The 13,540-nt window shown below is 40.6% G+C and carries 12 protein-coding genes; 8 read left to right on the top strand and 4 right to left on the bottom strand.

The annotated features are described in order from the left end of the window. Positions 1-229 precede the first annotated feature (229 nt). The 3 genes from CXF95_RS03055 to CXF95_RS03045 are packed head-to-tail and all read right to left on the bottom strand — an operon-like array spanning position 230 to position 4,189. Complete coding sequence (locus tag CXF95_RS03055; RefSeq protein WP_101197330.1) at positions 230-1,516, bottom strand: TRAP transporter large permease; 1,287 nt, start codon at positions 1,514-1,516, stop codon at positions 230-232. Position 1,517: 1 nt separating this feature from the next. Beyond that, on the bottom strand, positions 1,518-2,060 hold the full coding sequence (locus CXF95_RS03050; protein ID WP_101197329.1) for a TRAP transporter small permease: 543 nt from the start codon (positions 2,058-2,060) through the stop codon (positions 1,518-1,520). Next, the gene (locus tag CXF95_RS03045) at positions 2,057-4,189 is read right to left on the bottom strand and encodes an alpha-xylosidase (protein ID WP_369809272.1); all 2,133 of its coding nucleotides are present in this window, start codon (positions 4,187-4,189) and stop codon (positions 2,057-2,059) included. The genes CXF95_RS03050 and CXF95_RS03045 overlap by 4 nt, the downstream gene beginning before the upstream one ends. Before the next feature lie 333 nt (positions 4,190-4,522). Between CXF95_RS03045 and CXF95_RS03040 the strand changes: the two genes are divergently transcribed. The 5 genes from CXF95_RS03040 to CXF95_RS03015 all read left to right on the top strand — a co-directional run bounded on the left by CXF95_RS03040 (position 4,523) and on the right by CXF95_RS03015 (position 10,537). Further along, on the top strand, positions 4,523-5,272 hold the full coding sequence (locus CXF95_RS03040; protein ID WP_101197457.1) for a GntR family transcriptional regulator: 750 nt from the start codon (positions 4,523-4,525) through the stop codon (positions 5,270-5,272). A 463-nt stretch (positions 5,273-5,735) separates the two neighbouring features. After that, on the top strand, positions 5,736-7,427 hold the full coding sequence (locus CXF95_RS03030; RefSeq protein WP_232787620.1) for an outer membrane protein assembly factor: 1,692 nt from the start codon (positions 5,736-5,738) through the stop codon (positions 7,425-7,427). A gap of 24 nt (positions 7,428-7,451) precedes the next feature. Then, the gene (locus CXF95_RS03025) at positions 7,452-7,835 is read left to right on the top strand and encodes a diacylglycerol kinase (protein WP_101197327.1); all 384 of its coding nucleotides are present in this window, start codon (positions 7,452-7,454) and stop codon (positions 7,833-7,835) included. A 171-nt stretch (positions 7,836-8,006) separates the two neighbouring features. After that, entirely contained in the window at positions 8,007-9,038 is a 1,032-nt protein-coding gene (locus CXF95_RS03020; RefSeq protein ID WP_101197326.1) for a glycosyl hydrolase family 17 protein, read from the top strand. Between the two features lie 1,301 nt (positions 9,039-10,339). Next, positions 10,340-10,537 carry a BON domain-containing protein gene (locus tag CXF95_RS03015; RefSeq protein ID WP_232787618.1) on the top strand — a complete coding sequence of 66 codons (198 nt, stop codon included), beginning with the start codon at positions 10,340-10,342 and terminating at the stop codon, positions 10,535-10,537. Between the two features lie 125 nt (positions 10,538-10,662). Here CXF95_RS03015 and CXF95_RS03010 read toward each other — a convergent pair whose 3' ends face one another. Then, positions 10,663-10,908: a hypothetical protein gene (locus tag CXF95_RS03010; protein ID WP_157828052.1), complete on the bottom strand. Its 246-nt coding sequence runs from the start codon at positions 10,906-10,908 to the stop codon at positions 10,663-10,665. A 569-nt stretch (positions 10,909-11,477) separates the two neighbouring features. Between CXF95_RS03010 and CXF95_RS03005 the strand changes: the two genes are divergently transcribed. From CXF95_RS03005 to CXF95_RS31075, 3 genes are all read left to right on the top strand, one after another. Then, on the top strand, positions 11,478-11,891 hold the full coding sequence (locus CXF95_RS03005) for a LuxR C-terminal-related transcriptional regulator (RefSeq protein WP_101197324.1): 414 nt from the start codon (positions 11,478-11,480) through the stop codon (positions 11,889-11,891). A gap of 111 nt (positions 11,892-12,002) precedes the next feature. Then, the gene (locus tag CXF95_RS31080; protein ID WP_255418879.1) at positions 12,003-12,785 is read left to right on the top strand and encodes a PepSY domain-containing protein; all 783 of its coding nucleotides are present in this window, start codon (positions 12,003-12,005) and stop codon (positions 12,783-12,785) included. Next, on the top strand, positions 12,785-13,501 hold the full coding sequence (locus tag CXF95_RS31075; RefSeq protein ID WP_101197323.1) for a PepSY domain-containing protein: 717 nt from the start codon (positions 12,785-12,787) through the stop codon (positions 13,499-13,501). The genes CXF95_RS31080 and CXF95_RS31075 overlap by 1 nt, the downstream gene beginning before the upstream one ends. Positions 13,502-13,540: the final 39 nt, after the last annotated feature.

The raw sequence follows: 13,540 nt of genomic DNA, 5'->3' as shown, positions 1-13,540 counted from the left end.
TTTTTGGATAGCGAGGCGTTTGCCTTGAAGTTTAGTTATTCTAAACGAAAGGTAAACAACGAAGATAGGCGAATAAATGGCCCAGCCCTTTAGGGTTTTCCTCAAAACGCATTCACTCGGCGTTAAAACCTGTTTATTTGGATGGCCAAACTTCACAGATTTTGCCTTGATTGAACACCTTTTGAGGAAAATCTCGGCGACATATGAAAGATAAACAGCCCCTTGCATTTTAAGCGAATCCAAAAAATGTAGGTAAGGTCATCGTTAGGGCTGGGAAGTAGGTGATCAGAAAGATGACGGTCGCTTCTACTGCTAAAAAGGGCAGCATTTCTAAGGCAATATTTTCAGTTTTTTCACCTGACACCGCAGCAGCAACAAACAACACTAAACCCATAGGTGGTGTGGCAAGCCCCACGGTTAAATTCACGCACATGATCACCGCAAAGTGCAACGGGTCTATGCCTAGAGAGATAAATATAGGAGCGAGTACTGGGCCTAAAATTAAGATAGCGGGCCCTGCATCTAAGAACATGCCTATGGCAAATAAAAATAAGTTGATGATCAGCAGCAGTAACAATACATTATCGGTGATCCCCATTATTTCAGAGGCGAGCGTATCGGCCATTCCCGATACGGTAATGATCCAAGCAAAAGTTACCGCTGAGCCAACTAACAGCAGGATAGTCCCAGACTGCACAGCGGCATTCACTAATATAGTAGGCAACTTATTAAATTTGAGAGTGTGGGTCACAAATAAAGTGATAATCAGGGCGTAACCTGCTGCTACTGCGGCGGCTTCAGTGGGGGTAAATACCCCTAACACTATGCCACCTAACAAAATGACGGGTGTTAACAGCGGTAAAAATGAGCTTTTGAATGCACTGCCGCGCTCATGCCAAGTGGCTTTGGCATTCGCAATGGGGTAATTTCGCTTTTTGGCAATATAGCTGGTCATTAACATCAAACCTGCGCAAATCAATATGCCCGGCACTATACCGGCCAAAAACATGCCTGCGACTGATACGTTCATAATAAATGCGTATAAAATCATAATGCCAGAGGGGGGAATAATAGGGCCAATGACTGATGATGCAGCAGTCACCGCTGCAGCAAAACGTCTGCTGTAACCGTTTTGCTCCATGGCTGGAATAAGCATTTTACCTAGGGCCGAAGTATCTGCTACCGCTGAGCCAGACAAACCTGCAAATAACACTGAAGATAAAATATTCACTTGTGCTAATCCGCCTCGATAGTGGCCTATTAAGGTTTGGCTAAAACGCACAATTGACTGGGTGATCCCCCCTTGATTCATCAGTTCGCCAGCGAGTATAAAAAATGGCACTGCCATCAAAGGAAAAGAGTTCATGCCTGAGTAAAGTCTATTTAATAGGGCAGAGAAGAACACTTCCTTACCGTCTAAAATTAGGCTGACCCCAGGGCCAATTAACAATGCAAAAATGACCGGTGCACCGGCGGTTAGCAATAAAATAAATACCCAAAAGTAACTTAATGACATATTAGGTGGCGTCCTGTTGTGGTACGAAGCAATGATCTAAGGGCAAGCATAATTGCTCGATAAGTTTTTCTAAGCCAACCAGACAAATGGAGCCAAAAGCAAAAGGCGCACAGCTATAAAAATAAGCTAATTTGACGGGCACAGACGACGCGTTGATACTCAGGCCTGTTTGCCAAAACTCTAAACTTTGCAGAAAAAATATACCGCAAATTACCATCACTAATAAGGTGATCAGCAGTTCAGTGATCCTGCGTAAAACTGCCGGTAGTGCATCGGCAAACATTTGGATAGACACATTTAAGTGCGCACGATACGCCCAAGGTGCCACTAAACAGGCTACCCAAACCATGGCAAACTTTGCCAGTTCTTCGGTCCAAGCTAATGAATCGTTAAGTACATAACGAAAAAATACCTGCGCCAGTATCATGCCTAACATCAGCGCAAGTAATCCACCGGCTAAGTTCTTGGCTACACTCGCCACGGCATAGTTGAACTTGCCCAATGGCGTATTAATCGCGAACAATGTTTGCTGTAACTTAATCATAGTGACTTTGCAGCTTTGATTGGCCAGTAATGACTGATTTGTTGACCTATTTTAGGATGTTCTAATTGTTCGGTATGCAACACATTTGGACCTATAGGTATTTGCTGACCAGCGGGAACAAACACGGCTATTTCATCTAGTGCTAATGTCAACTTGTGAACACTGCCGCCAGTAAACTCCTGTTGTTCGGGAAATCTCAACCATTGGCCTTGAGGTAGATAAAATTCCACCTCGCCACCGACTTGGGTGCAAGGTACCACCAATAAATTGTCACCAAACATAAATTGTATTTCAAAACCCCTGGCTAATCTGTCATCAGGAAAGGCTAAGGCCATAGCCCGCATTACGGGCAAACCAGTTTGACTCGCTTGTTCCATGGCAGTTTGAATATAAGGGATAAGCTGATAACGGAGTTTTAACGCCTGATTAACCGCATTTTCTGCCTCTGGACTATAACTCCAAGGTTCTCTTTGCCCTATCCCGTGAAGACGCATATGGGCTGAAAAAACAGCCGTTTGCGACCAGCGCACAAATAACTCTGAGTCGCGGGTGTCTTTGTAAAAACCGCCCACATCAGTGGCAAAATAAGGGGCACCAGACATTCCCCAAGACAAAGCACCACGAATACTACCAATCAAACCACCCCAATCTGCCTGAGGATCTCCGCCCCATTGACTTGGGTAGCGTTGCGACCCGGTCCAAGCGCTGCGGCTAAATAAGAATGGGCCTGTTTTGCTATATTTTTCAGCTGCTTGATACACACAACGGTTATACAACAGGCTATACACATTGTGTAATCGATGGCCACAATCACCGTTATGGGCAAGCATATTGTCATCTTCTACTTGCTCGCCAAAATCGGCCTTGATCATATCTATGCCTAAGTCGAATAAAGGCTTGTGTGATTCAAGCCAAAAGTCAAAAGCGTCGGGATGGGTGAAATCGACTATGCCAGACTCGGGTAATGGCGTCAGCACTTCGGCAAAGGCATTCATATCCCATTGATATCGGTACGCTTCGCCGGTGCGTTTGTCGGTGAGTAACCAGCCTTTTTTGGCCATCTCTTGAAACAAGGGGTTTTGAACTGATACTAGAGGGTATTCCCAAATGCAGACTTTAAAATCCATAGCCTTTAAGTCATTAATGACTTTACTTGGCGGAAAGTCGGCAAATCGTTTGGGATCCCATTCAAAAGCGAAGCGTGTGTCGGTATCTTGCCATGCGCGTCCATCTAAAGTGATCACATCGCAAGGCATATTATGTTCACGCACCGCTTTTGCGGTTGCCATAAGTTCGGGTACATCTTTGTAATAGGCTTTAGATAAGATAACCCCCAAACTCCACACTGGCGGAACCGGTGCTTTGCCGGTTAATTCGGTATATTGATGGATTATCTCAGCACCATTTTTACCTTTAAGTATAAATATATCTAACGCGTCATCTTCAACCAACAAGCCGTAAGCTCTTTGCGACCAAGGAGCATAACCGACAGCGTGAGTTACCGGAGCGGGTGTATGCACAAATACTCCCCACCCAGATGGGCTCCAAGCAAAAGGGGTGTTTTTATAAGAGACTTCGGCATTCACCCCAAGGGCATCATGATTATATGAGCGAATAAATTGGCCGCGTTTATTCAAACTCGACCATTTTTCGCCTAACCCATATACCGCTTCTTCTGCGCCTAAGTCTAGGCTAAACAACCAACCCTGAGCCGTTTTTGCTAAAGGTGGCATCCGGTATTGTCGAACAAAATGCCCGTCATTAGGCGTTTTTTGAACACTTCTTCCATCGCAACTGAGGTTAAATGAAAAAGGAGTATGTTGAATGTTCAGTTCATAATTATCGCAGGTGATGGTGGTACTTTGTTCTGAATGACTGAGAACGCAAGGCCGTGTTTCAGGCTCTTGTAGTAGCATTTCATAATTGGCATTAGACTTACCTGCTATTCTAAGGCGTAATCCACATGAGTGAAAACTCACATGTAACGAGCCAACCGAAGTCGGCATGATAATTGAAGCATCATCAGCATTATAAGCAAGATAAGCCTCACCTATCACTGTCACTTGGGACACAGTGTTCCAATCGGGGGCTGATAGGTTAAGATCGGGAGCAAGTGGTGGTGTAAGCACGGACAAAAGTAACCTCGGATTGTTTTTTTTAACGCTACATTTTATTTATCAGAAACTGATCCCTAAACATTTCTGCTAAGTGAGCCAATCAAACATAAATAAAGAATGCATTATTAATCTTATATAAGACACAAGTTATAGTAGTGTTAAATTTTTGTCAATCGATGAGAAAAATCAATGGGTATGAATGTAATGTGTCAGTTTTTTTAGGTGTTTCTGCTTGGGGTCAATGACTTATGTCTATACTTTTTAGAGATAATATTCATTTAATATCTTGTATAAGAGTGATAGTTAATACTACTCTAGACAAATGTTAAATTGCTGTTTACATTAATGAATAAAAATCGTTTTGATAATAAACTCAGCCATCCAGGGCTAGCTTTCCAACCTTTATACAAACAAGTTGAAGAACATGTGACTCAACTGATTGTCGAACAACGTTGGAAGCCCGGTGAAATGTTACCAAACGAGTTTCAGTTAGCGAGCGAGCTGAATGTAAGCCAAGGCACGGTGCGTAAGGCCCTAAACAGCTTAACTGATGCGAAAATTCTGAACCGTAAGCAAGGTATTGGCACCTTTGTATCTGAGTATACTGGGCATCACAGTTTGTATCGGTTTTTCCCATTAATCGCAGATGGAAAAACCCCTGAGTTACCCAAAGCGGAATTGTTGTCAGTAGAAACGCAAGTGGCAACACAACAAGTTGCACAAGCGTTAGAATTAGACGCTACAGCAAAGGTTATAGTGCTAAGTAGAAGGCGAATTTTGAATGATGAGTTTTGTATGGCTGAAACCATTTTTTTGCCACACAAGTATTTTGCTATATTGGAAAAACAACCCGAAGTTCCTCACACCCTTTACCATTTTTATCAAACTCAATTTAACCTAACAGTACGTGTCACCAGAGACAGTATCAAAGCTGTACTTGCCACAAAAAAAGACGCAGAGATGTTAGGCATACAAGAGGGGGAGCCCCTACTCGAAGTCACAAGAGTCACTCATTCTCTAGACAACAAAGCAATTGAATTTAGACTGAGTCGCTGTCGAAGTGATCATTATCATTACTTGGTGGAGCTGGGGTAAGTTGGCCTCGCTGAAGAATTGTTATCAAGCTTGCGCTTCATTCATAACCCTAATATTCAATCGCTTATTCTTATAAAAAAGCTTATTGCGCCCAAGAACTCCCTATCATCCAAGTCATAACATGCTTAAGATTAATTTAAGTTTGATATGACATACTGTTGTTCATTCAGCAATAGTAAGGCAGTGGTTTTGGCTTGTGGTCATCTTCGTTGGATTTATCTTATTCTAGGTTTTGTTACCTGTGGCTTAGTGTTGTTAACTCGCGCGCGTTTAGCGTTTACTCTATGGCAGCTTGATTGGGTTATAGCAGTTGATGGATTTTTGTGGGCGTTATTGGCGCCGTTAGTTGTGATTCTGATGCGACTCATCCCCCGTGAGCTCGTTAGAGACTTTGCATATAAAGCCATAGCACACCCAATATGGCCTTTTCAAGCTTACAGAAACATAACATATAGGTTATATGATGTTCATTAATCACAAACAAATGATCTCTGTTGTCAGTGTGGTTTTCTTAACGTTACTTGCAGGCCTTTCTCAGGCTGATGAAAATCGTATTTTGAATAATCAACTTGGGTGTCAAAAGCCTGATGCCCCCTCAACAACAACCGAAAAAAATTCTGATATAAAACGCCAAATAGGCAAAATACATATTACCACCCGCGCTATTTTTGATGAGTCAGATCAAGATTCAATGGCCATTCATACCTTAGCTAATTGGATGCATGTCAATACCAAAGAGGATGTGATTAAAGAACGTCTGCCTTTTAAAGAAGGGGACACTTTGGATGGGGATGACTTGCTTGAAGCAGAGAGAATAATCCGTAGTCAAGCTTATATCCGCGATGCAAAAATCACCTTTAAAGAATCTTGCAACATCAATGAGCCTACCGAGGTGGAAATACAAACATGGGACAATTGGTCACTTATCCCTACTGTCAGTTTTGGACGTAAAGGAGGTGAAAACAAACTCTCCCTTGGGGTAAAAGAAGATAATATTTTGGGTTCAGGTATTCGTGCCAGAGCAAAGTACAACAGTGACGAACAGCGCAGTGGTTATCAGTTCACCCTCAAATCTGCTTTTCCTTTGATTCCATTTTCCACTGTTATGGTAGACTTTTTAGACAATGACGATGGGCAACGTACCTACCTAGGTTTTGACAAACCTTTTTATCACCTTCGCTCACAGAGCATGTTTAATGTGTCTTATTTGTCGGATGAAAAAACCATGGATATTTACCAAAATGGACTGACTAGAAACAGCTTTAATGTGCAAAGCCATCGCTATGCGTTAGCAACTGGGTGGCAATTGGGAGCTGAGGATAATAATACCACTCGAATAAAAATCGGTTATGTCGACGAATCTATGCTGTTTGAGCCTAACAATATACTGACAGATGCAGACTCCTTGTTTTTACCTGACAATCGAGACTATCAATATCCTTGGGTTGGTATTGAATACCTAGAGCGCAAATTCAAAACCATGTACGACATCTATTTAATCAACCAAACTGAAGACATCAATCTGGGCTGGCATCATGAATTTAAATTGGGGTTGGAACTAAACGATCTATCACAAGGTAGCGATGTGGGTTATCACTTTACTCTACAGTCTAGTAAAGGATTTGAAATCAATGACGGTTTGATGCTTCTTTCACTTGAAGGTGAAGGTGATTTGAATACGCTTAATCCCGACAATTTGCTGTTAGCCGGTAACATTGAGTATTTTAAACGTTATACCGACCTGATAGGTTTTTATACCCGAGCTTCTGGCATAGTTTCCAAAAACATCTTGTTAGATAGGCCAATTTCCATCGGCGATGAAAACGGGGTAAGAGGGTACCCTTTGCAATATCAACATGGCAATCACCTCTTAACAGGTTCAATCGAGGCACGATTTTATAGTGACTATAATATTTTAAAAATTCTCGATGTGGGTTTTGTTGCTTTTGCTGATGCGGGTAAAGCATGGTCAGGGGAGCAGGTTAAGTTCAATGAAACCGACTCAATACTCAGCAGTGTTGGTATTGGGGTAAGGCTCTATTCCTCTCGCTCAAGCCATAAGAGTGTTATCCATATGGATATTGCTAAGCCCTTCGCAACATCAGAAAATGTCGATGCTTGGGAATGGCGATTACAAATCAAACAATCCTTTTAATTGTCATAAGCCATAGGAGATGCAGTGCCCACTTTAACTAACAAACAAAACGGTATTGGAATAAAGCGGATCTTCAAGGCTACCATTTGTTCTTATTATGGATTTAGAGCTGCTTGGACACATGAGTCGGCTTTTCGCCAAGAACTGATTATGGCGATTGTACTTATGCCTATGACTTTTCTATTGGCAGACTCCTCCAATCATTGGCTTCTGTTATTCGGTTCAATCTTGTTTGTTCTTTTTGCTGAAGTCGTCAACTCGGCACTGGAGGCTTTAGCCGATAGCATCACGCTAGAGCGCCATGCTTTAATTGGTCGGGCTAAAGACTTGGGGTCATCGGCGGTATTTATCGCACTTAGCTTTTTGTTGATTGTTTGGGGCGAAGCTATCATTCGGTATTTTGATTAAATAACCTAACTGTCATTTTATTTTTCACTAAATTAATTGCTAGTAGCCATTACTCACCCTAATAAACTGGATAAAAGTCCGTTACAGCGTAAATAACTTGATAACTATGCCTCAATTTCGATTAACTAGAGTGAGATATCAATACAGCATTCGGATTGTGGGAATTACAATATGAAATTATTATCTTTTATCACTATGATATTAATATTGACGGGCTTTCATTTTCAGGCGATTAGTATGACAACAAAAATCCATGACTCTTCGAACATCAAGACAGTATTTGAACCCAGAATAAATGATAAATGGATTGGTATAGGTATATCTTATGGCTCTTATCGTGACGGTGAGAGCCCAAGCAAAGACAGTGTTTCCTCTGAGAAAGACATTCTGCAAGACATGATGTTATTGACTGCTGACAAGGATATATCCTGGAATCTCATCCGCATGTATGCGGCTGATGCGGCTAGTGAACAAGTATTAAAGACAATTAAAAAACACAACTTACCCGTCAAGGTCATGCAAGGCGCTTGGTTATCTTCTACTCAGACTGACGAAGAAAACGAGCAACAAATTTCAGAGGTCATTCGTTTCGCCAATGAATACCCAGACATTGTGGTGACAGTCAATCTTGGCAATGAAATTTTTGTCGACTGGTCAGCACATAAACTGGCAATATCTGACTACCCAAAGTATTTAGGATGGGTTAAAAAAGTGCAAACAGAGACGCAAGTGCCAGTAACACTAGCCGATGACTATAATTTTTGGAATAAGCCATGGAGCCAAGAAATAGCACAAGCACTGGATTATATTGTGTTGCATGCCTACGCAATGTGGAATTCACAAACCCTCGAAAATGCTTTGCCTTGGACTGAGAAGACCTTCCATGATATTCAAACACTGCACCCCAGCAAGCAGATTGTGTTAGGTGAATCAGGTTGGGCAACCAGCGCTATTACAAGTAATGGTGACGAAAGTTTGATCATCGGTGAAGCTAGCGAAAGCGCCCAAAAAGTCTTTTATGACGCATACCGACAGTGGCTAATAGCCAATCATATTGTGTCTTACTATTTTGAAGCCTTCGACGAAAAGTGGAAAGGCGGCGAAGACCAGCCTGAGGGTATTGCTGAGAAAAACTGGGGAGTGTTTCGCTCAGACCGCACACCTAAAATGGCAGTAGAAGAACAGTACAGTAACGACAACTAGGACAAGGTTAGGCGTAGCTATGAGCCCAATAAAAAGTTAATAAGAGTTGAATGCCTATCATCTTAGGCATTTGTTTTTCATAACCACAGCCCTTCGTTTCAATGTGCTTTACCGTTCTGTGTTGCGACAGGGCAGCCGACACTATCTTCAGCCACTGACGTTGAGTTTACTCAGCTAGCTGCTTTATTCTCCAGCGTATGCATTCTTGCGACCATAGATTAGGTTATATATGGATCACCAAAGCGCTAGTGATTGTGAGAATAAAGAATAACAAAAAGCAACTTAACTGAATTGGTTGTATTGCGGGGACCATGCCACAGTGAGATTTTACTGGTATGTTTATTCCGAGTTTGATTCATTTAATTCGAGTATCTGATGGATATTCTCGAAAAATATAAAATTTTCTTTAGAAAATTGCCCTGCATTTACAACACAGTTTAAAAATGCAGCCCAGAAAAGTTAGATTTATAAGTGTCGTTTTTAATGGACGTTATCCGACTCATTATTGAGCGCCTTTGTGATTTTGCATCTATATCAAACCTTGGGCACTTTATAATTTATAACGTGCAGGCACTTCTATGAAGCGACTCAGGGCTTGAATGAACTTAAATCCGATTTTTGGACAATAACCGCGCTGCAAAGAATAAATAGAAGGCGCTAGGTTTCAGAAGTATTGCAGGTTCATAATAATTTTTTATAGGCTTTTCATTGTTGGTGTTACTAAAACCTTACCATTTACATTCATTGCTCTTAATTAAAGAACCAAAAGTGACCTTGAGTACGTAACGCTTATTACGTGCAGACTATATTTATGTAAGAGAGTGTTTATCTTCTATTGCGTCGAACAAGAAGACACAATAATTATGCTCATTATAAAGCGTTCAGCGTTAAGTTTTTGTCAAAAAAGAAGAGTGTTGACAAGGTCAATGTACTCATTTTCCCCATGGCACGTCTGTGAGGAATGGCCACCAGAGACAATTAATCCTATTCCCACTAGAGTCAATAACAATACGAGACAGGTTCTCAACGAGCGGTGTACTCATAGGAATTCTGGCTATCAGGAATGTGCAAAAATTTAACAACAAATAACCCTCAACTCTTGATTGTAGTAAAGTTAAAATCATTACTGGTCACGCTTACTTAATACTAAAGGCAAACATATGAACAAAAATTATCTAAAGGTGCGATTGAGTCTCTCGGCAGTCGTCCTTTTACTGTTAATGGGTTGCAATAAGCCCTCAGAAGCTCTGAACGTTTTGATACCGACTTCGTCGAAGAGCTCAAGCGTTCCTGATAGTGAAGTGAGCCAAAAGGTTCAGATAGCGTTTCTGTCGATCCCTGGCTTTGAGGCGTTTGATATCGATGTCGTTTCACGCAAAGGTGATGTTCGCATATCGGGTGTTGTCGATTCCCAGAGCCAAATCGATGCGGCGCTTAAACTTGCCCGAGAGATTGACGGTGCTCACACTATTAATAATCAACTTACCGTCAAGCAGTAAGCTAACTGTTAAAGGTACGATAAGTATCGCTGACTGTTTAACTTTCATATGAAACTGACGGGCCAAGAGTGTTCGGTATAAGGTACTTAGTCCGCTAGTTTTCATTGATAATGAGTGCTTATTTTTTAGTATGTCATTCTTTGTCGAATTTTTTTACTGTTGTAAACCATCGATTTAATGAGGTGTTGCCGCTGTAAAAGGCTACTCAAAATAACACCAGCGATAAGCAGCAAGATCAAGAATAACGTTAAATTAGATAATAATTGATGAGTTTCTTCCCAGAATTTTTCATCGCTTTCTTCATATACATCACCGGCGAAATTTTCAATAAGATGTTGTTTGTGTTCGTCAATATCTTGTAACAAAGTCATAAAACGCTTGCCTTCAGAAGTGCATACCATGACAACGCTGATGCAGGTTAATGTTAACGACAGGATCAAGGCGATAACCATCAATCCACCCAATGGGTTGTGACCGATATCTTTTTATCAAAACATTGGTGTTTGAAACCAATATCCGAACATATTTCAAAACCACCGAAGGAGTTTTTACAAAATATCTAAATCGCGCATATTTGGTGCCGATAAATCCCCTAATCACGCGAAGACTCAGTAGTAATAAAATGTACCAGCCTGAATAGAAGTGTACATTAGTTTCTCCTTCAGTCAGATAACGGGTGAGAAATGTGACGACCATTGTCCAGTGAAAAAATCGGATAAACAGGTCCTATACTTTAATCGATGTACTAGTCATGTTTTAATCTCCAAACAAAAAATAATTAAAAATTAGAGTGATACAATCTAATTTGATCATACTTTCGGATAAATGGGCCATTTGTCCCAACTGCTTTCTGGAGATGATTTTCTAGCTATTAGGACCGGTGTACCATGGTATCTTGGGGTAAAGATACGTTGCATTTGTAGTTAACAAGGGCCTTTTTTTGGTTGTAGTATTAGCGAGAATTTTAGATGTTTTAGCCGATATTAGCCAAGACTCGAAAATATTTCATCTCGCGCAGGAAGCGGTCATTTTAGTGTTTGCTCTAATTATTCTGATTCGTTTGAATTGCCAAGTATTAAAACATCGACGTCATAATAAACAATTACAAGTTGATATGGCTCAAATGAGCATGCTTTCAGCTAAAGCAGTTGAAAATTTAGCTAAAGCGAAAAAGGAATTTGGGGAAGTGATCGCCAAACAATTTGTTGTCTGGTATCTGTCTGAAAGTGAGTCCGAGGTAGCATGGTATATTTTAAAAGGATTTAATAGCAAAGAAATTGCCCGATACAGAAATTTATCCGATAAAACGGTGCGTAATCAATTATCAAGCGTTTACAAGAAATCCTGCATATAAGGGGGGGCCATGAATGAGTATGTAGTCATTGTCCATATCACTATGGTATTTATTATGATGTCGAATGTTGAAAATAATGAAAAAGTAAATTTAATATAAGAATCAATACTTGTGACTATAAAAAGAAAATTAAAACAATATACTAACGTAAAAAAATTACTAAAAACGAGCCGTAAGATCCATAAATGGCTCATGCTTTTTATCGGTATTCAATTCGTTATTTGGTCGATGACCGGTGCGTATATGGTCTTTTTTGACATCGATTATATTCATGGCGATACCCTTGTGGTTAATCACCAAGATAAGATCAATCCACATGATATTCAGTATTCCTTAAGTACCTTGTTTAGCGAATACCCCAGTGCAGAAAATATTCGCCTATCGACATTTTTACAGCAAACCGTTTATCGTTTCGTGGTCAACACTGAAAAGGGACCTGCACAGTTTTTGCTGGATGCTCGTTCTGGGAAAACACTTTCACCGATATCAGAGTCAAAAGCCATTGCAGCGGCTCATTATTATTCAAGATTGGGCAAGGTGAAAAGTGTGGTATTAATTACTGACAATCCTCCTTTTGAACTAAGCCTTCGAGTATTGCCTGCTTGGCGTATTAATTTTGATGACTTCGGCGCACCCTCTATTTATATTTCTCAAGCAACCGGAGAACTTGTTGGCAAACGTCACACATTTTGGCGTTTGTTTGACTGGATGTTTCGGTTTCATGTTATGGACTATGGAGATGCAGAGGATGTCGGTAATTGGTTGCTGTTCGTTGTGGCGTTTTTTGCCATTTTGGGGTGTTTGTTAGGGCTGATAATGACCTGGTTTTTAGTTGTAAAACCATTTAAAAATAAAGCCGTATCCAACAAGAATAAGCCGCGAGGTGTCTTATAATGAAGTGGGTAAGAAAATTTCATAAATGGGCATCTATTGTGGTTGGTATACAATTTTTAGTGTGGTTACTTAGTGGTATTTATTTCAATTTAATGGATGCTACTAAAGCTGCAGGCCGTACTTATCAGGCCCACGTCAACTACCAAAATCCACTTGATACTGAGCGTCTGGTTGAACCTTCAATGGTGTTGTTAAAACATCAATCGAGTGTGGCTATAGAGTTAATACACATCTTGGATAAACCTTTTTATCAACTGACACATGAGAAGGGGCTTTATTCGCATTTTAAAAATACATATACATTAGTGGATGCTTATACTAGTCAACAGTTCTTAATTGATGAAAAAGTAGCCGCTGAAATAGCCAAACGTTCTTATAATGGGCCGGGGGAAATCGCCGAAATTAAACTGCTAGAACCAACTATTCCAGACTTTCCTAAGCAACAAAATCCCGTTTGGCAAATATACTTTGATGATGTTATTGATACCAATGTCTTTATTGAGACGAACTCAGGAAGGATTGTCGGGCATAGTGATGAGCATAAACGCTTGGCTGATATTTTCTTTATGCTGCATTTTATGGATTATGGTAACAATGGCAGCTTCAATAATATTCAGAATATGTTCTTGGCAATTGCCGCATTGTGGTTAACCCTCAGTGGATTTATGTGGACGATCCACTTAGGATTAAAAGGAAAATACAAGATTAGACGCTAACGAATGCAGACTATTCACTCACATATTTGTCACAGGATA

It is taken from the genome of Paraglaciecola sp. MB-3u-78 (assembly GCF_002835935.1).
Classification (GTDB): Bacteria; Pseudomonadota; Gammaproteobacteria; order Enterobacterales; family Alteromonadaceae; genus Paraglaciecola.
The sequence above is the reverse complement of the archived record's forward strand: the minus strand, read 5'-3'. Positions and strand labels throughout refer to the sequence as shown.